The sequence below is a fragment of the Pseudomonas edaphica genome, from assembly GCF_965277385.1.
Taxonomy (GTDB): domain Bacteria; phylum Pseudomonadota; class Gammaproteobacteria; order Pseudomonadales; family Pseudomonadaceae; genus Aquipseudomonas; species Aquipseudomonas edaphica.
In genome coordinates, this window is record NZ_OZ255725.1 from 2920742 (window position 1) to 2942497 (window position 21756).

The 21756-nt window shown below is 60.3% G+C and carries 18 protein-coding genes; 10 read left to right on the forward strand and 8 right to left on the reverse strand.

The annotated features are described in order from the left end of the window. Positions 1 to 164: 164 nt before the first annotated feature. On the reverse strand, positions 165 to 1067 hold the full coding sequence (gene hslO, locus ACQY47_RS13245; RefSeq protein WP_200431132.1) for an Hsp33 family molecular chaperone HslO: 903 nt from the start codon (positions 1065 to 1067) through the stop codon (positions 165 to 167). A 104-nt stretch (positions 1068 to 1171) separates the two neighbouring features. On the opposite strand from hslO, the gene ACQY47_RS13250 reads away from it, so the two are divergent. Continuing rightward, positions 1172 to 1975 carry a phosphatase PAP2 family protein gene (locus ACQY47_RS13250; RefSeq protein WP_428557224.1) on the forward strand — a complete coding sequence of 268 codons (804 nt, stop codon included), beginning with the start codon at positions 1172 to 1174 and terminating at the stop codon, positions 1973 to 1975. Positions 1976 to 2109: 134 nt separating this feature from the next. Here the strand turns inward: ACQY47_RS13250 and ACQY47_RS13255 are convergent, their stop codons facing one another. Further along, positions 2110 to 2517: an RNA-binding S4 domain-containing protein gene (locus ACQY47_RS13255; RefSeq protein WP_017135369.1), complete on the reverse strand. Its 408-nt coding sequence runs from the start codon at positions 2515 to 2517 to the stop codon at positions 2110 to 2112. 316 nt (positions 2518 to 2833) lie between these two features. On the opposite strand from ACQY47_RS13255, the gene ACQY47_RS13260 reads away from it, so the two are divergent. Both ACQY47_RS13260 and rimK read left to right on the forward strand, forming a co-directional pair. Continuing rightward, the gene (locus ACQY47_RS13260; RefSeq protein WP_169986753.1) at positions 2834 to 3298 is read left to right on the forward strand and encodes an ATP-dependent zinc protease family protein; all 465 of its coding nucleotides are present in this window, start codon (positions 2834 to 2836) and stop codon (positions 3296 to 3298) included. Beyond that, on the forward strand, positions 3295 to 4200 hold the full coding sequence (rimK, locus tag ACQY47_RS13265) for a 30S ribosomal protein S6--L-glutamate ligase (protein ID WP_003171022.1): 906 nt from the start codon (positions 3295 to 3297) through the stop codon (positions 4198 to 4200). Before ACQY47_RS13260 ends, rimK begins: the two co-directional genes overlap by 4 nt. 82 nt (positions 4201 to 4282) lie before the next feature. Here rimK and ACQY47_RS13270 read toward each other — a convergent pair whose 3' ends face one another. Then, the gene (locus ACQY47_RS13270) at positions 4283 to 5596 is read right to left on the reverse strand and encodes an ATP-binding protein (protein ID WP_017135367.1); all 1314 of its coding nucleotides are present in this window, start codon (positions 5594 to 5596) and stop codon (positions 4283 to 4285) included. A gap of 117 nt (positions 5597 to 5713) precedes the next feature. Next, positions 5714 to 6454, reverse strand: a complete 741-nt coding sequence (gene ompR / locus ACQY47_RS13275) for a two-component system response regulator OmpR (protein WP_017135366.1) — start codon at positions 6452 to 6454, stop codon at positions 5714 to 5716. 357 nt (positions 6455 to 6811) lie between these two features. On the opposite strand from ompR, the gene ACQY47_RS13280 reads away from it, so the two are divergent. The 7 genes from ACQY47_RS13280 to tauD all read left to right on the forward strand — a co-directional run bounded on the left by ACQY47_RS13280 (position 6812) and on the right by tauD (position 15035). Next, entirely contained in the window at positions 6812 to 9139 is a 2328-nt protein-coding gene (locus tag ACQY47_RS13280) for a Tex family protein (RefSeq protein WP_169986660.1), read from the forward strand. Further along, positions 9139 to 9522: a PaaI family thioesterase gene (locus ACQY47_RS13285; RefSeq protein ID WP_017135364.1), complete on the forward strand. Its 384-nt coding sequence runs from the start codon at positions 9139 to 9141 to the stop codon at positions 9520 to 9522. The genes ACQY47_RS13280 and ACQY47_RS13285 overlap by 1 nt, the downstream gene beginning before the upstream one ends. Positions 9523 to 9736: 214 nt before the next feature. Further along, positions 9737 to 11320: a glutamate--cysteine ligase gene (gshA, locus tag ACQY47_RS13290; protein WP_428557225.1), complete on the forward strand. Its 1584-nt coding sequence runs from the start codon at positions 9737 to 9739 to the stop codon at positions 11318 to 11320. 258 nt (positions 11321 to 11578) lie between these two features. Beyond that, entirely contained in the window at positions 11579 to 12556 is a 978-nt protein-coding gene (gene tauA, locus ACQY47_RS13295) for a taurine ABC transporter substrate-binding protein (protein ID WP_169986664.1), read from the forward strand. Between the two features lie 18 nt (positions 12557 to 12574). Further along, complete coding sequence (gene tauB, locus ACQY47_RS13300; RefSeq protein WP_017135361.1) at positions 12575 to 13354, forward strand: taurine ABC transporter ATP-binding subunit; 780 nt, start codon at positions 12575 to 12577, stop codon at positions 13352 to 13354. Next, positions 13351 to 14187, forward strand: a complete 837-nt coding sequence (tauC, locus tag ACQY47_RS13305) for a taurine ABC transporter permease TauC (RefSeq protein WP_428557226.1) — start codon at positions 13351 to 13353, stop codon at positions 14185 to 14187. Before tauB ends, tauC begins: the two co-directional genes overlap by 4 nt. Positions 14188 to 14198: 11 nt before the next feature. Further along, the gene (gene tauD / locus ACQY47_RS13310; RefSeq protein WP_017135359.1) at positions 14199 to 15035 is read left to right on the forward strand and encodes a taurine dioxygenase; all 837 of its coding nucleotides are present in this window, start codon (positions 14199 to 14201) and stop codon (positions 15033 to 15035) included. A gap of 627 nt (positions 15036 to 15662) precedes the next feature. On the opposite strand, the gene mgrA is transcribed toward tauD, so the two are convergent. The 4 genes from mgrA to epsC form a co-directional block, all read right to left on the reverse strand. Continuing rightward, a complete protein-coding gene (gene mgrA / locus ACQY47_RS13315; protein WP_056858182.1) occupies positions 15663 to 16700 on the reverse strand; it encodes an L-glyceraldehyde 3-phosphate reductase in 1038 nt (345 codons plus the stop codon). Positions 16701 to 16808: 108 nt separating this feature from the next. After that, a complete protein-coding gene (locus tag ACQY47_RS13320; protein ID WP_017135726.1) occupies positions 16809 to 18137 on the reverse strand; it encodes an OprD family outer membrane porin in 1329 nt (442 codons plus the stop codon). A 178-nt stretch (positions 18138 to 18315) separates the two neighbouring features. Further along, positions 18316 to 20277 (reverse strand): choline transporter BetT, encoded by a 1962-nt coding sequence (gene betT / locus ACQY47_RS13325; protein ID WP_169986756.1) that lies wholly within the window; start codon positions 20275 to 20277, stop codon positions 18316 to 18318. Between the two features lie 402 nt (positions 20278 to 20679). Beyond that, on the reverse strand, positions 20680 to 21606 hold the full coding sequence (gene epsC / locus ACQY47_RS13330; RefSeq protein ID WP_138449702.1) for a serine O-acetyltransferase EpsC: 927 nt from the start codon (positions 21604 to 21606) through the stop codon (positions 20680 to 20682). Positions 21607 to 21756 lie beyond the last annotated feature (150 nt).

The following is a 21756-nucleotide window of genomic DNA, read 5'->3' on the forward strand; positions in this document are numbered from 1 at the left end:
CCTATGGCCGAGTGCTCCAAACGTTTTGTAGTAGAAAGTTGCGCACTACTACCGCGAAAAAAGTGGGCCGGATTATGCCAGAAAAGCCCAAAAAGAGTAGGGCCCTCCCGTCAGAACTGCGCTAATCCGGCGTTTGTCAGGTGATTTACCTGTGCTTAAACGTTTTAGTGGCGGGTGTCGGAGGGTGTGTCGATGCCTGCGCCGGCGAATAATTGGGCTACATCGGCCGCATCGAACAGGTAGCGCTGGTTACAGAACTGGCAGTCGATCTCGATATTGCCGCCATGTTCCACCACCAGATCCTGCGCATCTTCCAGGCCCAAGCTGACCAAGGCATTGGCCGAACGCTCACGCGAGCAACTGCAACGAAAGCGCAGGCCCTGAGCGTCGAACAGGCGCACGGCCTCTTCGTGGTAAAGGCGATGCAAGATGGTTTCGTTGTCCAGGCCCAGCAGTTCTTCAGCCGTCAGGGTGCCGGCCAGGGCGGTCAGTTTGCGCCAGCTGTCGGTGCGCTCATCGTCGTCCTTGATACGGTCCGCCGGCAGTTGCTGCAGCAGCAGGCCACGGGCGCGCTTGCCGTCCGCGTTGAGCCAGAACTTGGTGCCGACTTGCTGGGACATCACGAAATAGTTGGTGAAACAGTCCGAGAGGGTTTCGCCGTCGAGGTCGACGATGCCCTGGTAACGCTGGCCTTCGGTGGGGTCGACGGTGATCGCCAGCACGCCATTGGCCATCAGGTCTGACAAGGTCGCGTCCGGGGCGATCTGGTCGGCTTCGTAACGGGCCAGGCCACGGATTTCGCGCTCGCTGGAGCACTCGATCATCAACATCGGCACCGGGCCTTCGGAACGGGCCTGCAAGATCAGCAAACCATCGAACTTCATGGTGCCTACCAGCAGCGAGGCCGCCGCCATCAGCTCACCGAGCAGTTGCGCAACCGGCTCCGGATAGGGGTGCTTGGCAAGGACTTCGGCATAGCTGCGCTCCAGCGAGACCAGTTCGCCACGGGCGTCGTTCTCATCGAAGATGAAGCGTTGGGTGAAGTCGGTATCCGGTAGATCAGTCATAGGTCTGGGTATCTGAATTGATGACAAATTGGTTACAAGGTTTATAGAATTAAACGCTTTGGCACCTTTTTGGTGCGTTTTTACAGAGCGAAGAGGGACAGTTTATGAACAATCCGGGTTTGTTCCAAGCCAGGTGGAACCTCCGGGGGTGGGCCTTTTGCAATCTAGTCGCTATCGGGCTGCTGTGTTTTTGGCTGTGGCCCACGGGACAGATGCTGTGTGTGGTTTTCGACGAATGGCTGTTTCATCTGCTTAATGACCCATTGGCAAGCAATTCGACATGGTTGCATGTGTGGGCGGTGGCCAGTTTGCGACCGTTTGATGCCGTGGTTGGGGTGATTTTGCTGGCACTGCTGATTCGCGGCGACTGGGTGTTCAAGGCCATCCAGGTGCGACAGGCATTCTTCGGTTTCCTAAGCATTCTGCTGCTGTTGCTGTTTATCCGTATGCTGTTTTCCAAGCTCACGGCGCAAATGGGCTGGCAGCACAACAGCCCGTCGATGGTGATCAGCGGCGCGATTCATATGAGCGATTATTTCCCGGGCCTGGAGAAAACCTGGGAGCTGAAGGATCGTTCCAGCCAGAGCTTCCCGGGCGATCATGCGTCGGTGCTGCTGATCTGGGGCATGTTCATGACGGTGTTTGCCCAGCGTTTCACCCAAGTAGTGGTGATCTGGGGCTTGGCATTGTTGTTCATGATGCCGCGGCTGGTGGCGGGCGCACATTGGGGCCAGGACGACTACATCGGCGGAGTGCTGCTGGCGTTGCTGGCGTTGGGGTGGGGGTATTACACGCCGTTTGCGGCGAAAGTGTCGGGGTTGCTGATACGGGTGACGGCGCCGGTTTTCGGGTTGCTGGCCAAATTGCCGGTGATCGGGCGCTTAAGTGTCATGCGCATAGCCGCTTAATGCCGCAGTCCTAATGTGGGAGCTGGCTTGCCTGCGATAGCGGTGGGTCAGTGACTGAGAAGCTGGCTGACCCACCGCTATCGCAGGCAAGCCAGCTCCCACATTGTTGATCTCCTTTTGAAGGGAGAGCCGTGTCAATCATCATTGCCACTGCCGCGAAACTTGAACAAATCACGCCGCTGCTTCTTGCTCGGCTTGCCGTCGGTGGTCATGCCGGTTGCGCCAGCCTTACGCATAGCCGCCGCATTTTCGCGCTTTGCGATGCTGGCTTCGGTTTCGGCATACAACGCCTGCGCCTCAGGCGCGCCACGACGCACGACAGACAGTGCCTGCACCACCACAGTCTTTTCGTCAAAACCTGTACGAATCTGCAGCTCGTCTCCGACGCGCGGTTCCTTGCCCGGCTTGCAGCGCTCGCCGCGATGGTGCACCTTGCCGCTCTCGATGGCCGCCTTGGCCAGGGCACGGGTTTTATAAAAACGCGCCGCCCACAACCACTTGTCCAAACGGACCTTTTCTTCCTCTTCCTGCTTTTGAGCCACTTGAATTCCTCGCTCTGAAAAATGTCGCAACTTTACCGTTGAACCCCTTCAACGCATAAATCCCAAGCCTCACCTAAGATACGCCAGACACCCGGTTTTTTGCGGGACTTTGCATTCCACCCACTGATTACCAACGCCGGAGCGATATCTGTCGCCATTTGCCGGATATTCTGCGTGAATACCGCGAATTCGGCGCCTGGCCCTTGATGAAGGTTTGGGGATTGTCACAATCCATGCGCAGTTGGACGTTACTGTCCTCGACGACTACGAAGTATTTCTGAATGACCGGTTACCCATATTGAAGACATTTGACCATTTGACCGTTGTGGGTCTGCGCGAGTGGGTGGCCCTTCCCGACCTGGGAGTGGCTGGCCTGCGCGCGAAGATCGACACCGGTGCCAGTACCTCGAGCCTGCATGCCACCGATATCGAGCCCTTTGAGCGCGACGGTGAGAAGTGGGTGCGCTTTACCGCGCATCTGGGCAGCGTGGTGCAATTGCGCCATCGTCGCTGCGAAGCGCCCCTGGTGACGATGAAAACTATCAAGAGCTCCAACGGCCATGCGCAGGTGCGGTATGTAATCAGCACCACCCTGGCACTGGGTGACCGAGTATGGCGGGTGGAATTCACCCTGGCCTGTCGCAAGGCCATGCGTTACCGCCTGTTGCTGGGCTCCAAGGCGCTGATTGACGGCCAGTTGGTGGTCAACCCCGGCGTCAAGTACGTTCAAGACAAGCCGGTGTTCCCGGTCTCTACTATTTCTGCCCCAGGTGCTGCATGAAGATTGCTGTGCTGTCGCGAAACCCGCGTCTGTATTCCACCCGCCGCCTGGTCGAGGCCGGCACCGAACGTGGCCATGAAATGGTGGTGATCGACACGTTGCGTGCCTATATGAACATTGCCAGCCACAAGCCGCAGATCCACTACCGGGGCAAACCGCTGGAAGGCTTTGATGCGGTGATCCCGCGGATCGGCGCTTCGGTGACGTTCTACGGCTGCGCGGTGTTGCGCCAGTTTGAAATGATGGGCGTGTTCCCGCTCAATGAGTCGGTAGCCATCGCCCGTTCGCGGGACAAGCTGCGCTCCCTGCAATTGCTGTCGCGCCGGGGTATCGGCCTGCCGGTGACCGGCTTTGCCCACTCCCCCGATGACATCCCCGACCTGATCGAGATGGTCAACGGCGCACCGCTGGTGATCAAGGTACTCGAAGGTACCCAGGGTATCGGCGTGGTGCTGTGTGAGACGGCGACTGCCGCCGAGTCGGTGATCGAGGCGTTCATGGGCCTCAAGCAGAACATCATGGTGCAGGAATACATCAAGGAAGCTGGCGGTGCGGATATCCGCTGCTTCGTGGTCGGCGACAAGGTGATCGCAGCCATGAAGCGCCAGGCCAAGCCGGGGGAGTTCCGCTCCAACCTGCACCGTGGCGGCAGTGCCAGCCTGATCAAGATCACCCCGGAAGAGCGCATGACCGCGCTGCGGGCCGCCAAAGTGATGGGCCTGGCAGTGGCGGGCGTGGATATCCTGCGCTCCAACCACGGCCCGCTGGTGATGGAGGTAAACTCATCACCGGGCCTGGAAGGGATCGAGACCACCACCGGCAAGGATGTGGCGGGGATCATCATTCAGCATTTGGAGAAGAATGGTGGGCCGAATATGACCCGGACCAAGGGCAAGGGGTAGAGAAGCAGCTCAAAGCCTCAAGCTATAAGCTGCAAGAAAGGGCAAAGGCCATCTGCCTTCTCTTGTAGCTTGTAGCTTGTAGCTATACCGCGTCTCTAGGCAACATCAAGCCTAGCGGCAAGCGCACCCGCGCTTCCAGGCCGCCTTCTTCGCGGTTGCGCAGCTCAACATTGCCGCCATGCATCGAAGCAATTCGCCGCACAATCGCCAGCCCCAGCCCCGTACCCTTGCCGCCCCGCGCACGGTCGCCACGGGTGAATGGGTTGAAAATACCTTCCAGCTCCGCCGGGTCGATGCCCGTACCACGGTCCATCACGCTCAACACCACATAGGGCGCCGTGCTGTCGCCGGACACATAGGCGGCCACTTCCACATCTGAACCCGCGTGATGCAAGGCGTTGCCGATCAGGTTGTTCAACAGGCGCTTCATCGATACCCGACGCAATGCAAACGGCTGGATCGGCTCCAGGCGCATGCGCACCTGTTCGCCATTCTGGTTGTAGGGCGCCACCACCTCACGCACCAGGTCCGTGAGGTCGACTTCCTCCACCACCTCATCACGGCCATCGCGGATAAACGCCAGGAACTGGTCGAGAATCGCGTCCATGTCCTCGATGTCGCGCACCATGTCATCGGTCAGGTCGTTATGGTTGCCCATCAACTCCAGGGACAGCCGCAAACGCGTGAGCGGCGTGCGCAAGTCATGGGATACGCCCGCCAGCATCAGCTCGCGTTCGCGCCCGGCCTGTTCGACATCCTCCGCCATCTGGTTGAAGGCACCGTACACCTCGGTCATCTCACTGGGCGTATCGCTGATCGGCAGGCGCACACTGCGCCCCTGCCCGAGCTGGCGGGCGGCAAACACCAGGCGTTTAAGCGGTTGGTTGAGCTGTCGGACGAAAATCCACGCGGAAGCGGTTGAAAGTAAACCGATGGCCAGGAACCAGCCCAACACGTTCCAGATTTTTTGCCCGCGCAGCGGATGGGGGTAAAGGGGCACCTTGATCCAGGCATCTCCCAGACTCGGAGCCCTGACCCAGAGTGCAGGTGAAACATGCATGCGCAGGCGCACCTCGGTGTCCTCTCCCAGCTCAGCCTGCATCTGACGCTGATAAATCTCGCTGTAAGGCCAATGCTGCTCACCTTCGGGCACACCAGCGCCGTCGACTCGAATCAGCGTCGAAGCCTTTGCTACCTTTTCGCGGTTTTCAGGGTCAACGGCCCAGTAGGCACGCAGTGTCAGGGCGACACCGTGGCTGTACTGCCTGTCTACCAGCACGTCTTCGTTCATCAACAGATAAACCAGCGTGAGCGCCTTGGAAAACAGAACGACGATCAGCACCAGCCAAAGGGTGCGAGAGAAGAAACTTTGCGGGAACCACAACGGGGTTTTCATAGGAGACAGCTAAACACCTTGCAGGAACGAGCGGCGCTCGCAGAATTGCAGACGCCGGGCATCCCGTCGACCCTCATGGAGTCAAACGCCGGGATGCCCGCCCCTGCAAGTCATCGGTCACTTGGTTGCAGTGCCATCCGGCACAAACACATAACCCACGCCCCACACCGTCTGGATGTACCGCGGCTTGGCCGGGTCCGGCTCGATCATCCGGCGCAGACGCGAGATCTGCACGTCGATGGAGCGCTCCAGGGCGTCCCATTCGCGGCCACGGGCCAGGTTCATCAGCTTGTCGCGGGTCAACGGCTGGCGAGCATTCATCACCAATGCCTTGAGCACGGCGAACTCGCCGGTGGTCAGCATGTGCACTTCTTCGCCACGCTTGAGTTCGCGGGTCGCCAGTGACAGCTCGTATTCGCCAAAGGTGACGCTCTCGTCTTCGCTGCCTGGCGCGCCCGGTACCGGCGGTGCCTGGCGACGCAATACGGCCTTGACCCGGGCCATCAACTCGTCAGGGTTGAACGGCTTGGCCAGGTAGTCATCAGCGCCCAGTTCCAGGCCCTTGATGCGGCTCAGCTCATCGCCCTTGGCGGTCAGCATGATGATGGGGATCTGGTTGTTCGCACCGCGCAGGCGTTTGCAGGCGGTAAGGCCGTCTTCGCCGGGCAGCATCAGGTCGAGTACGACCAGGTTGAACACTTCGCGCCCCAACAGGCGGTCCATCTGCTCGGTGTTCGGCACCGCGCGGGCACGGTAGCCCTTGGAGTTGAAAAAACGTTCCAGCAGGCTGCTCAGCCCCGGATCGTCGTCAACGATGAGAATTTTTTCGCCTTCAGCAGTTTGTGCAGTGCTGCTCATTAGATGCTCCTCTTATCTCGGCGCGCATTATGGCGTAGCTGCCGTTATACGCACCGTGTGCATTGTTAGCAGATTTTTCCTCCACCGCCAGCGAACCCGCGTCCTACAACCACCGGCGCAGTACCCCCCAAGGGCAGAACGCTGGTTATAATGCGGCGCCTTCACGCAGGGCACTGTCAGACTTTACTGTTTGCAGCCTCAGCCGTTTTTTCAGCGCGGGGCAGCAATTTCCCGATTTCGAGGGTCAATAGGCAGCCTTTTGACCCAGGCAGCGGTGCCGCTGGCGCCGCTCAACCAGCCTCGCAACGCCTTGTTTTCCGGGCCTGCGAGCTGCTTTCAAGAATTTCAGGTGGTTTTATGGACAGCATCAACAGCCGCATTGCCGAGGAACTCGGTGTACGCCCACAACAGGTCGAAGCGGCCGTCGCGCTACTGGATGAAGGCTCCACGGTGCCTTTCATCGCCCGTTACCGTAAAGAAGTGACCGGCAGCCTCGACGACACCCAATTGCGTCACCTGGAAGAGCGCCTGCGCTACCTGCGAGAACTCGACGAACGGCGCATCAGCATCCTCGCCAGCATCGAGGAACAGGGCAAGTTGACCCCGCAACTGGAACGCGACATCAAGCTCGCCGACACCAAGACCCGCCTCGAAGACCTTTACCTGCCGTACAAACAGAAGCGCCGCACCAAGGGCCAGATCGCCCTGGAAGCCGGTTTGGGCGAGCTGGCCGACGGCCTGTTCAACGACCCGTCGCTGGCCCCGGAAGCCGAAGCCGCGCGCTTTATCGATGCCGAAAAAGGCGTCGCCGACGTCAAGGCCGCCCTCGAAGGTGCCAAGTACATCCTCATGGAGCGTTTCGCTGAAAACGCCGGCCTGCTGGAAAAACTGCGCACCTACCTCAAGCAGGAAGCCATTCTCAGTGCTCGCGTTATCGCCGGCAAAGAGGAAGAAGGCGCCAAATTCCGCGATTATTTCGAGCACGACGAGCCGCTCAAGAGCATGCCGTCGCACCGGGCACTGGCGATTTTCCGGGGTCGCAACGAGGGCATTCTCAGCTCGGCGCTGAAAGTCGGCGACGAATTGCCGGGCACCATGCACCCGTGCGAAGGCATGATCGGGCAACAATTCGGCATCCAGAATCAGAACCGTCCTGCGGACAAGTGGCTCGGTGAAGTCGTGCGCTGGACCTGGAAGGTCAAGCTCTACACCCACCTGGAAACCGACCTGCTCGGCGAGCTGCGCGACGGCGCCGAAACCGAGGCGATCAACGTGTTCGCCCACAACCTGCACGACCTGCTGCTGGCCGCACCGGCCGGCCCGCGCGCCACGTTGGGCCTCGACCCGGGCTTGCGTACCGGCTGCAAGGTTGCGGTGGTCGACTCCACCGGCAAGCTGCTGGACCACGCCACCGTGTACCCGCACGTGCCGCACAACAAGTGGGACCAGACCCTCGCCATTCTGGCCGCCCTGTGCGCCAAGCACGCCGTGGACCTGATCGCCATCGGCAATGGCACCGCCAGCCGTGAAACCGACAAGCTGGCCGCCGAGCTGATCAAAAAATACCCCGCCATGAAGATGACCAAGGTTATGGTCTCCGAGGCCGGCGCTTCGGTGTACTCGGCGTCGGAACTGGCTTCCAAGGAATTCCCGGACCTCGACGTGTCGATCCGTGGCGCCGTCTCCATTGCTCGCCGCCTGCAGGACCCGCTGGCAGAGCTGGTGAAGATCGACCCTAAATCCATTGGTGTCGGCCAGTACCAGCACGACGTGTCGCAGCTGAAACTGGCGCGCGGCCTGGATGCGGTGGTGGAAGATTGCGTGAACAAGGTCGGTGTGGATGTAAACACCGCCTCGGTCGCGCTGCTGGCGCGTATTTCCGGGCTTAACACCACCCTGGCGCAGAACATCGTCACCCACCGCGACGAAAACGGTGCGTTCAAAACCCGCGCCGCGCTGAAGAAAGTCGCACGCCTGGGCGAAAAAACCTTTGAACAGGCCGCCGGCTTCCTACGGGTCATGAACGGCGATAACCCGCTGGACTCGTCTGCGGTTCACCCGGAAGCCTACCCGCTGGTGCAGCGTATTGCCGCCGAGACCGACCGCGATATCCGTTCGCTGATCGGTGACGCCGCGTTCCTCAAGCGCCTGGACCCGAAGAAGTACACCGACGAAACCTTCGGTGTGCCGACCATCACCGACATCCTGCAAGAGCTGGAAAAACCTGGCCGCGACCCGCGTCCCGAGTTCAAGACCGCCGAGTTCCAGGACGGTGTTGAAGACCTCAAGGATCTGCAACCGGGCATGATCCTCGAAGGCGTGGTCACCAACGTGACCAACTTTGGCGCCTTTGTGGATATCGGCGTGCATCAGGACGGTTTGGTGCACATCTCTGCGCTTTCGGAGAAGTTCATCAAGGATCCACGCGAAGCGGTAAAAGCCGGTGACGTGGTCAAGGTCAAGGTCATGGAAGTCGATATCCCGCGCAAACGCGTGGGTCTGTCGATGCGCATGAGCGACACCCCAGGCGAGAAAATCGACGGCGCCCGTGGTGCACGCCCAGGCTCGGCCCCGCGCCAATCCCAGGGTAACGCGCCGCGTAAAGAGCCCACCGCCACGGCCGCGCCGAGCAACAACGCGATGGCGTCGCTGTTTGCCAACGCCAAGCAGTTGAAGAAACGCTGATGGAAATCCCGGCCGGTTTGACCCAGAGCGCGTTCAGCGAACTGATCGGCTGCCGCCTGCAACGCCTGGACGAGGGCGTTGCCGAGGTGGCCCTGACCCTGGAGCCGCAACTGCGCAACCGCGCGGGCAAGCTCCATGGCGGGGCGATTTTCAGCCTGGTCGACATCACCATGGGGCTGGCCTGTTCCAGCGCCCATGGGTTTGACCAGCAGAGCGCGACCATCGAGTGCAAGATCAACTATATCCGCGCCGTCGAAGACGGTGATGTGCTGTGCACCAGCCGGGTGATTCACGCCGGCAGACGCACATTGGTGGTCGAAGCCGATGTGTATCAAGGCGAAAGACTTGTCGCAAAAGCACAAGGCACCTTCGCTGTCCTCTAGCTCCCCGCCCTCGATTTGAGTTAATTTCGGCGCTGCGACAACAGCGTCGGAATTTTCTTGCTGCGCTATAGCCCAATTCATGGAGTGAAGTAGGCTTTTTCAATGTGAGCCAAATCGACTCTAAACCAGGCGATAACGCCAGTTTCAACTTCACCCTTGTAGACCGTCCTGCCCACCCCCATATTGGGGCGACTGACGCGTGAAGGAATCCAACTTGAGCGAACTTCTCAACCGCCGCCTGGCCCTGCTCGGCAAGCGCGAACACCTCTCCCTGCTAGAGCAATGCTTGCACGGCATCGAGCGTGAATGCCTACGCGTCACCGGTGAGGGTCGCCTGGCACAAACGCCCCATCCAGAAGCCCTGGGCGCCGCGTTGACCAATGAATTGATCACCACCGACTACTCGGAATCGCTGCTGGAGTTCATCACTCCCGCCCTGCCCAACCCGGCCGACACCCTGAGCAGCCTGGACAAGATCCATCGGTTTGCCTACAGCAAGCTCGGCAGCGAGTACCTGTGGAGCCCTTCGATGCCGTGCCCGTTGCCGGCCGAGGAAGATATTCCGATCGCCTACTACGGCACCTCCAATATCGGCCAGCTCAAGTACGTGTACCGCAAGGGCCTGGCCCTGCGTTACGGCAAGACCATGCAGTGCATCGCCGGCATCCACTACAACTTTTCCCTGCCGGAACAGCTGTGGCCGTTGCTCAAGGAGACTGAAGGCTTCGTCGGCACCGACCGCGACTACCAGTCCACCGCCTACATCGCGCTGATCCGTAACTTCCGCCGCTACAGCTGGCTGCTGATGTACCTGTTTGGTGCTTCACCGGCCCTGGACGCCGGTTTCCTGCGCGGCCGTTCACACCAACTTGAAATGCTGGACGCCGACACGCTGTACTTGCCGTACGCCACCAGCCTGCGCATGAGCGACCTGGGTTACCAGAGCAACGCCCAGGCTGGGCTGACGCCCTGCTACAACGACTTGAACAGCTACACCGACAGCCTGCGCGAAGCGGTGGCAACGCCCTACGCGCCTTACGTCGAAATCGGCACCCATAAGGATGGTGAGTGGGTGCAGCTCAACACCAACATCCTGCAGATCGAAAACGAGTACTACTCCAACATCCGCCCCAAGCGCGTGACCTACACCGGCGAGCGGCCGATCCAGGCGCTGATGGCCCGTGGCATCCAGTACATCGAAGTGCGCTGCCTGGACATCAACCCGTTCCTGCCGATGGGCATCGACCTGCCGGAATCACGCTTCCTCGATGCGTTCCTGCTGTACTGCGCGTTGAACGACAGCCCGCTGTTCGCCAACAACGAGTGTGGCAATGCCACCTCCAACTTCCTCAGTGTGGTCAAGGAAGGCCGTCGCCCAGGCCTGCAATTGCAGCGTGAAGGCCAGGCGGTGGACATGAAGGAATGGGCCACCGAGCTGCTGGAGAAGATCGCCCCGCTGGCGGCCTTGCTGGATGAGAGCCATGGCATTACCGAGCACAGCCAGGCGCTGGACGCTCAGTTGGCGAAGGTCAAGGACTCGTCCCTGACGCCGTCGGCCCAAGTGCTGGCAGCGATGGCCGAGCGCAAAGAGAGCTTTGCGCAATTCTCCCTGCACCAGAGCGAGGTGCACGCCGCGCACTTCCGTCAGGAGCCTTTACCGGCCGATGAGCAAGCACGCTTTGAAGAGCTGGCACGTAAGTCGCTGGCTCAGCAGGTGGAGCTTGAGCAAAACGAAGTGGGCGACTTTGACGTGTTTGTCGGCTCGTACCAGGCAAGCATTCTGGCGATCAGCAACTAAAGCATCACGCCATCTCCTGTGGGACCTGGTTTGTGTGGGAGCTGGCTTGCCTGCGATGCAAACACCTCGGTGTATCAGTGATACCCAGGTGATGCTATCGCAGGCAAGCCAGCTCCCACATTTGCCTTCATTGGGTTGAAGATTGCGCTCACTCTTCTCCTCATAAGCTAATTCGAAAATGTTATTTATTTTCGAGTTCTTAGATCATTTAGTCTCCTCACTCGCCGACCCTCGGCCGCCTGATTGAGGAGCTTCCCCTTGAAACTGCTTACCCCATTGCGACTCTTGGCCGCATTGTCCCTGGCCGGTGCCAGCCTGTTTGCCCAGGCGGCAGATGTGACCATTGCTTACCAGACCACCGTAGACCCGGCGAAAGTCGCCCAGGCCGACGGTGCGTATGAAAAAGCAACCAACGCCAGGATCGACTGGCGCAAATTCGACAATGGCGCCGACATCATCGCCGCCATTGCTTCCGGCGACGTCCAGATTGGCTACCTCGGTTCCAGCCCGCTGACCGCTGCGGTAACGCGCAAAGTACCCGTTGAAACCTTCCTGGTCGCCACCCAGATCGGCGGCGCCGAAGCGCTGGTAGCGCGCAATGGTTCGGGGATCAACAGCCCACAGGACCTGGTCGGCAAAAAGATTGCCGTGCCTTTCGTGTCTACCGGCCACTACAGCCTGTTGGCCGCGCTGAAACACTGGAACATCGACCCTTCCAAAGTGACCATCCTCAACCTCGCACCACCGGCAATCATTGCGGCGTGGAAGCGCGGTGATATCGACGCGACATACGTGTGGGACCCGGCCCTGGGCGTTGCCAAGGAAAACGGCAAAGTGCTGATCACCTCCGGCGAACTGGCCAAGTTCGGCGCGCCCACCTTCGATGCCTGGATCGTGCGCAAAGACTTCGCCGAAAAACACCCGGAAATCATCACCGCCTTCGCCAAAGTCACCCTGGACGCCTACGCCGCCTACCGCAAAGACCCACAGGCCTGGCTGGCCGACAAAGGCAACGTCGACAAGCTGGTGAAGCTCTCCGGCGCCAAGGCCAGTGATATCCCACTGCTGCTGCAAGGCAACGTCTACCCACTGGCCGCTGACCAAGTAACCCTGCTGGGCGCACCGACCACCAAGGCTGTAACCGACACCGCCGCGTTCCTCAAGGAACAAGGCAAAGTCGACGCCGTGCTGCCGGACTACGCCCCTTACGTCAGCGCCAAGTTCATCACTAACTGATTCAAGGAGCTCATCGCGATGGCCTTGCTACAACTGGAGCGCATCAGCGCACAGTACCCAGGCGCCACAGAACCGGTACTGTCCGATATTTCACTCGACCTTGGGCCTCAGCAATTGCTGGTGGCCCTCGGCCCGTCCGGCAGTGGCAAGACTTCGCTGTTGAACCTGATTGCCGGTTTCGTCGAACCCTCTGCCGGGCGCATCACCCTCGATGGCGTGCCGGTCAAAGGCCCGAGCGCCGAACGCGGCGTGGTGTTCCAGGACGACGCTCTGCTGCCCTGGCAGGACGTGCTGGCCAACGTCGGCTTCGGCCTGGAACTGGCCGGTGTGCCCAAGGCACAACGCGAAGTGCGCGCCCGGGAAATGCTCGCACTGGTCGACCTGGCCGGTTTCGACAGCCGCCGTATCTGGCAGCTTTCCGGTGGCCAGAAACAGCGTGTCGGCCTGGCCCGCGCGCTGGCGGCTGACCCTCGCGTGCTGCTGATGGACGAGCCTTTCGGCGCCCTCGATGCCTTCACCCGCGAACAGATGCAGGAGTTGCTCCTGCAAGTCTGGCGGCGCACGGCCAAGCCGGTGTTCCTGATTACCCATGACATCGAAGAAGCGGTATTTCTCGCCACCGACCTGATCCTGCTGGCGCCCAACCCAGGCCAGATCGTCGAGCGCCTGCACCTGGACTTCGGTCAACGCTACGCCGCCGGTGAATCGGCGCGGGCGATCAAGTCCGACCCGCGCTTTATCGAAACCCGTGAACACGTGCTGGGCAAAGTGTTCTCGCAACGGCAGGTGCCTGCATGAGCAGCTACGAACTTCCCGCCACGGCCGCCAAGCCGGTAGCGCACAAGGTTATTCCAGTACGTCGCAGCCTGAGTACACGTTGGATCAGCGTACTCACCCTGGTCGCCTTGCTGGCAATCTGGTGGGCCGTCACCGCCACTGGCTTGATCGAACCGTTGTTCCTGCCGCCACCTTCCGCCGTGCTGCAAAAAGGCTGGCTGCTGGCGACCACCGGCTATATGGATTCCACCTTGTGGCAGCACCTGGGCGCGAGCCTCACGCGCATCGGCCTGGGCCTGGGCTTTGCGGTACTGACCGCGGTGCCGGTGGGGATTGCCATCGGTGCCAACCGCATTGCCCGTGGCATCCTCGACCCGCTGATCGAGTTCTATCGGCCGATTCCGCCCCTGGCTTACCTGCCGCTGATCGTGATCTGGTGCGGCATCGGTGAGCTGTCCAAGGTATTGCTGATTTACCTGGCAATCTTTGCACCTATCGCCATCGCCACCGCGACCGGCGTGCGCACGGTCGACCCGGCCAAGCTGCGTGCCGCGCAGTCGTTGGGCGCCACCCGCGCCCAGTTGATTCGCCATGTGATCCTGCCGAGCGCGCTGCCCGACATCCTTACCGGCGTGCGCATCGGCCTGGGTGTGGGTTGGTCGACCCTGGTTGCCGCCGAGCTGATCGCCGCCACCAGCGGCCTGGGCTTTATGGTGCAGTCGGCGGCGCAGTTCCTGGTCACCGACGTGGTGGTGCTGGGGATTCTGGTGATCGCCCTGATTGCCTTCGCCATGGAAATGGGCCTGCGTGCCCTGCAGCGCAAATTAGTGCCTTGGCATGGCCAGGCACATTGAGTGAGAACCGCATGAGCAGCCTGACCGTTACGCCAATAAGCACCGCCCTGGGCGCCCTGATCAGTGGCGTCGATATCACCCAACCGTTGAGCCTCCAAGAACGTGACGCTATTGAGCAGGCGCTGCTCAGCCACTCGGTGCTGTTCTTCCGTGGCCAAGCCGTCACGCCGCAGCAACAGGCGCGGTTTGCGGCAAATTTTGGCGACCTGCACATTCACCCGATCTACCCCAACGTGCCGGAGCAGCCCGAAGTGCTGATCCTCGACACCGCCGTGACCGACGTGCGCGACAACGCCGTATGGCACACCGACGTGACCTTCCTGCCGACGCCGGCGCTCGGCGCGGTGCTCAGCGCCAAGCTGCTGCCGGCCTTTGGTGGCGACACGTTGTGGGCCAGTGGCATTGCGGCGTATGAAGCCCTGTCGGAACCCTTCAAGCGCCTGCTCGACGGCCTCACGGCGACTCATGATTTCACCAAATCCTTCCCGCTGGAGCGCTTTGGCAACACCGCCGAAGACTTGGCGCGCTGGGAAGAGACCCGCAAGAAGAATCCACCCCTGTCACACCCGGTGGTGCGCACGCATCCGGTCAGCGGGCGTAAGTCATTGTTTGTGAGTGATGGGTTCACCACCAAAATCAACGAGCTGGAGCCGACGGAAAGCGAGGCCATACTCAAGCTGCTGTTTGCCCACGCAACACGGCCGGAATTCACCATTCGCTGGCGCTGGCAGGAGAACGACGTGGCGTTCTGGGACAACCGCGTGACCCAGCACTACGCCGTGGATGACTACCGGCCGCAACGACGCGTGATGCATCGCGCCACAATCCTGGGCGACGTCCCCTTCTAAACCAGGCACAACCTCTGAATCAATGAAGGTCAAATGTGGGAGCTGGCTTGCCTGCGATAGCGGCGTACCAGCCCATACATTCATCGACTGACACACCGCCATCGCGGGCAAGCCCGGCTCCCACATTGACCGCGTACTGCCGAGTGAATTTGCCACACCGAAGATCAAAATGTGGGAGCTGGCTTGCCTGCGATAGCGGTGGACCAGCCCATACATTCATCGACTGACACACCGCCATCGCGGGCAAGCCCGGCTCCCACATTGACCGCGTACTGCCGAGTGAATTTGCCACACTGAAGATCAAAGTGTGGGAGCTGGCTTGCCTGCGATAGCGGCGGACCAGCCCATACATTCATCGGCTGACACACAGCCATCGCGGGCAAGCCCGGCTCCCACATTGGCCGAGTACAACCGAGTGAATTTGCCACACTGAAGATCAAAGTGTGGGAGCTGGCTTGCCTGCGATAGCGGTGGACCAGCCACTACTTCATCGACTGACACACCGCCATCGCGGGCAAGCCCGGCTCCCACATTGGCCGAGTACAACCGAGTGAATTTGCCACACCGAAGATCAAAATGTGGGAGCGGGCAAGCCCGCTCCCACATTTTTGACCGGCTTGTGCCGGCTTATTCAGCAGTGGACGGTTTTTCCCACAGGTTAATCCCGCCTTCCTGCGCAAACCGATCAATCTCCGCCAATTCTTCTGCGCTGAAGCTCAAGTTCTTCAACGCGCCAACGTTTTCAATGATCTGCTCCGGGCGGCTCGCACCAATCAAGGCACTGGTCACCCGTGGGTCACGCAGGGTCCAGGCCAGGGCCAGTTGCGCGAGGCTCTGGCCACGGCGCTTGGCGATTTCATTCAACCCGCGCACATGGGCAATGTTGGCTTCAGACAAGTGCTTGGCCTGCAACGAGCCGCCACCTGGGCGGTTGACCCGCGCATCGGCTGGCACGCCGTTGAGGTACTTGTCGGTGAGCAAACCCTGGGCCAGCGGCGTGAAGGCAATCACCCCGGCACCCAGCTCATCGGTGGTGTCCAGCAGGTCTTTTTCAATCCAGCGGTTGAGCAGGTTGTAGGCCGGCTGGTGAATCAACAGCGGCACTTTCCACTCTTGCAGCAGCGCCGCCATTTCGCGGGTTTTTACCCCGGAATAAGACGAGATACCGATGTACAACGCCTTGCCCTGTTGCACGGCAGTGGCGAGTGCGCTGGCGGTTTCTTCCAACGGGGTGTCGGCGTCAAAACGGTGGGAGTAGAAAATATCCACGTAGTCGACGCCCAGGCGTTGCAGGCTCTGGTCCAGGCTCGCCAGTACGTATTTGCGCGACCCGCCACCCTGGCCGTAAGGGCCGGGCCACATGTCCCAGCCGGCTTTGCTGGAAATGATCAGCTCGTCGCGGTAGTGCTTGAAGTCTTCACGCAGCAAACGGCCGAAGTTGATCTCGGCGCTGCCATACGGTGGGCCGTAGTTGTTGGCCAGGTCGAAGTGGTTGATCCCCAGGTCAAACGCAGTGCGCAGCAGGGCGCGCTGGGTGTCGATCGGGGTGCTGTCGCCAAAGTTGTGCCACAGCCCCAGGGACAGTGCCGGCAGCACCAATCCACTGCGACCTACGCGGCGGTACGGGATAGATTCATAGCGGTTTTCGGCAGCAATGTAAGTCATCGAATCCTCTCTTGGACGTAGGCAAATAAGGCCCGGGAATAAGGTTATTCCCAGGCCTTTTAACCAGCTGAATCGCTTAAGCCTGCCGTTCCGTTCTACAGCAATTTCCTACCAGAGTGGAACGACGTAGCTGACATAAAAGCGATTTTCATCTTGAACGGTGGCACCGGTAATATCCGGGCTGGCGTGGGCATTTTTCCAGGTCACGCCCAGGCCCTTGAGGGTGCCGGTCGGTACTTGGTAAGCCACGGCAATGTTGCGTTCCCACTCGCTGGTGGTGCCTTGCACGGTGCGGATGTCATCACCGTGGGCATAGGCCGCCGAGAACGTCAGGCCGGTAAGGCCCAGCTTACCGAAGTCATACTTGTACTGCGCAAGCCAAGTGCGCTCACCGGCGTGTTGAAATTTATTCAACTGCATATTGGTGAGCGCCGGGGTGTCTGCGCCTGAGCCCGGCCCTTGGCGGTTGTCGCCGCTGTTGAGGCCGGAATCGAGGTACGGAAAGTCGCTGTCACCGCTGTTTTTCTGGATGCCCAAGCCGACGGTGTGACCGTCCAGGCTGTAGCTCTCCAGCAAACTGGCGGTGGTTTGGTTGATGCGGCCCTTGCTGGTGCCGTCGCCATACAGACCGGCGCCGGTAAAGTCTTTATCGCCGTCGGCGTTGGCGCCTACACCGAGGCTGCGGAACACGCGCACGTCGGTGTCGATGGCGCCTACGGACAACGCGTCATGGCGCTTGGCACCAAGGAAGAACTGCTGGTAGTAATCCTCAAGGTTGGAGTACCACAGGCTCACGGTGGTGTTCTGGATGCCGGTGTAATCCGCACCGCCGAACAGGAAGCGATCGCTTTCTCGGGTGCCGCCGGCGGTGATCATGCCTTGGTCGCCGGTTTCGTTGCGGATCTTGGTCTTGAAGATATCGCCGCCGGTGAAGGTGAAGTCGCTGAGGTCTTTGGAGACCAGTTGCACGCCGGTATTGGTCTGCTGGTACAGGCGGCCGTCGGTGTTGGCCAGTACCGGGTTGTTGCCATACAGCGTGCCAACCCGCAGTTCATCTTTGGCGAAACGCATCTTGAAGGTCGGGCTGAGTACACCGAACTGGTCGGCGGATTTGCCGTTGTCCAACGGGAACATGCTGCCTGGGTAGCGGCCCTGGTGATCCTTGTCGTTGAGGTCGCCGCCGGAGTCGAGTTTCAAGCCGTAAAACGCCTGCAAGTCCAGGCCAAAACCTACCGGGCCTTCGGTGTAACCGGACTTGAAGTTGAACTCGAAACCCTGGCCCCAATCCCGCACGCTATGTGCCTTGGCGTTGCTGCCCACCACATCACGACCTTGCTGGTTGAGATAGCGGTTGAGCAAGGTCACGTCGGCGTGGCTGTCGTCGATAAAATCGGCATGGGCGGACAGCATAAAGCTCGCCATGGCGGCACCTACCATGGGGCTTATTAACGTCTTCATTGTTACCGGTCTCCGTCACTGTTCTGAAATGAAAGCGTCAAACGCTTCACACAATTACGCAGTGGCCAGATGACAGTTCGGAGTCAAAACGCTTAGTTCACGAATGAAATTAAGTTTAAGAAAGCCCCGTAGATCGGGGCTTTGCGCAGGTTTAGGGTCAGCGTACCAAGTGCAGGAACTGCAGGTGGCGCTCGTACTGGTCGAGGATGTCGTTGATGATCTGCTCCTTGGTGTAGCCGACCAGATCGTAGTCCTGGCTGCCCTCACTCAAGTGCACTTCCGCGCGGTAATAGCGGCGGTTGTTGATCTCTTTGGAACCCATGCCACCACGGGCGAACGACGGCGTGAAGTAACCGCGCATCTGCACCTGGTAAACGAATGGATGCTCCTCGCCATGCCCGATTTCCAGGCTGACGCTGTCGTTGGACGGGTCCGGCTGAGTCACCACATTCAGGCCTTTCTCGACAAACACCGCCGTCACTTCTTCAATCGCCGGGCGCACCGTCGATTCGAGGAAACGGTACACCTCATCGCGTGACGGGAAGTGCACAGCCTGGCTCAAGCGCTGACGCCAACCGCCTCGGCCTTTGCGCGCCGCCGACACCGGCGCCAGCGAATGCAACTGGGCAATCTGTTTCTGCGATTCGAGGTAGAAGGCCTTGTGCAGCCCCCACATCATCAGCAGCAAAATCAGCGAGAACGGCAACGAGGTCAGCACCACTGCCGACTTGAGCGAGTCGATACTGCCGGCAAACAGCAGGGCACTGGTGACCAGCGCCGTCATCGCGCCCCAGAACACCCGCAGCCATTTCGGCCCGTCTTCATCGGCGTTGCCGCCTTTGGACGAAAGCGTCGACAGCACTACAGTGCCGGAATCCGCCGAAGTGACGAAGAACACGAAGCTGATAAACACCGTGACGGCGATCACCGTTTTGCTCCACGGGTAGGTTTCCAGCAGCAGGTAGAGGCTCATCGACGGGTCATCGATGGCCGACTGGCCCAACGCGGTCATGCCGTGGTTGAGTACCTGGTCGATGGCGCTGTTGCCGAAGATCGACATCCACGCCAGGGTGAAGCCCAGCGGAATCAACAGCACGCCGAAGACGAACTCGCGGATGGTCCGACCACGGGAAATACGCGCGATGAACAGGCCCACGAACGGCGACCATGCGATCCACCAGGCCCAGTAGAACACCGTCCAACCGCCCAGCCAGTCGCTGGGTTTGTCGTAGGCGTACACATCGAAGCTCTTGGTCGGCAAGGCGCCGAGGTAGTCACCGATGTTCTGGATCAAGGTGTTGAGCAGGTGCTGGGTAGGGCCTGCGAACAACACAAACAGCAGCAGCGCACAGGCCAGCAGCATGTTGATGTCGGACATCACTCGCACGCCCTTGTCGACACCGGCGACGGCCACGAGGATTGCGGCGCCCATCATCAGGGTGATCAGGCCGACCTGAATCCACTGCGTATGCGCGATGCCAAACAGGTAGTCGAGACCGGAGTTGAGGTGCAACACGCCAAAACCCATATCGGCGCCCAGGCCGAACACCGTGGCGATGATGCCGAAGCCGTCCACCGCATAACCGATGGGGCCGTTGATGCGTTTGCCGATCAGCGGGTACAGCGCCGAGCGCAGCGCCAGCGGCAGGTTATGCCGGTAGGCGAAGTACGCCAGGGCCATGCCGACAAAGGCAAACACGCCCCAGCCATGCAGACCCCAGTGCAGAAACAGGATCTGCATGGCCTGGCGAGCCGCATCGGCATTCATCGGCGCGCCCTGAGGCGGCTGCACCAGGTGTGTCAGCGGCTCGGAGACGCAGAAGAAAAACAGCGTGATGCTGATCCCGGCGGCGAACAGCATGCCGGCCCAGGACAGGTAACTGAATTCGGGCTCGTCGTGGTCGGCACCGAGTTTTATCTTGCCGTAGCCCGATAGCGCGGTGACCACCACGAAGACCAGATACAGCGTCATCGCGAGCATGTAGTACCAGCCGACCGTGTTGGCCGCCCAGTTTTGCGCTGCCAGCAGCCAGGCACCGGCCTGTTGCGGAATAGCGATGACAGTGATGCCAAACAGCAAAATGAAGGTTGCGGCAAAGTAGAAAACCGGCGCATTCATGCGCACCAGGCCGCTGGATGGGGTGGACGATGCACTCATGAACGATGCACCCCGAAGGTGTGTGATGTGGCTGTAAATAACGGACTCAGCAAAGGTAAGCCTCCTGTTGTGAGCGGGCAGCGAACCACCGGGTTTAACTTGAACGAGCATTCAAGTTAAACATAGGTAGGCGGTTTTGGACTAATCGCAGGGCTGAGTGGTAGACAATTCCTACACTAGCTCAAGGATTGGTATGACGGGCGGGGATGGCAAATCGTTCAGTGGCTCGGAATTGAAATGCGGACACTACTGTGGGAGCTGGCTTGCCTGCGATAGCGGTCTGTCAGCTACAAATGTGCCAACTGGTCCTCCGCTATCGCAGGCAAGCCAGCTCCCACAATTGATCGGTGTTTGGCTCAAATACTATTTCTGCGCGCCGTCGTCATGTTGCAAATTCGCCTGCGTGATGTTCGCCCCCGCCGGCACGCTGCGGGTCAGCCACACATTGCCGCCAATGGTCGAGCCCTTGCCGATGGTGATGCGCCCCAGGATCGTCGCCCCGGCATAAATCACCACATCGTCCTCAACGATCGGATGGCGCGGGTGGCCTTTCTGCAACTGCCCGTCCTCATCCGCCGGGAAACGCTTGGCGCCCAACGTCACGGCCTGGTAGATGCGCACGCGCTCGCCGATGATCGCGGTCTCGCCGATCACCACACCTGTCCCGTGGTCGATAAAGAAACTCGGACCGATCTGCGCACCAGGGTGAATATCGATGCCGGTGGCCGAGTGAGCAATCTCTGCACTGATCCGCGCCAGCAACGGCAGCCCGGCGCGGTACAGATGGTGCGCCAGGCGATGGTGAATCACCGCCAGAATCCCCGGATAGCACAGCAGCACTTCATCCACACTGCGCGCAGCCGGGTCGCCGTGGTAGGCGGCGAGCACGTCGGTGTCCAACAGGCTGCGCAGTGAGGGCAAGGCCAGGGCGAAATCCTGGATCAGGCGGATGGCCAGGGCATCGACCTCGCTGTCATCCCTTGCGCCCTGGCGCGCGGCGTAGCGCAGCTCCAGGCGGGCCTGGGCGAGCAAGGCATTCAGGGCGACGTCGAGGGTATGCCCGACGTAAAAATCTTCACTTTCTTCACGCAGGTCCACCGGGCCCAGGCGCATCGGGAACAGCGCGCCGCACAACGCTTCAAGAATCTGCGCCACCGCCTCGCGGGACGGCAACTCGCGGCCACCGTGTTCGCCACTCAGGCGGCCATTGCGCGTTCGCCACTGGTCCCGGGCGCTGCGCAGCTCGCTGACGATGGTCTGTAATTGCCAATGACTGGAACGCTCACTCACGGTAGGACCTTTGGTAGTGGGAAGCGGCAAGCCACAAACGGCAAGTAAATGCGACTGGGCTTTTACTTGGGGCTTATCACTTGAAGCTTGTAGCTGAAATTTTCGCCTACTTTACTTCATGCCAAGGAAGCAGCCTTAAGAACCAATCAT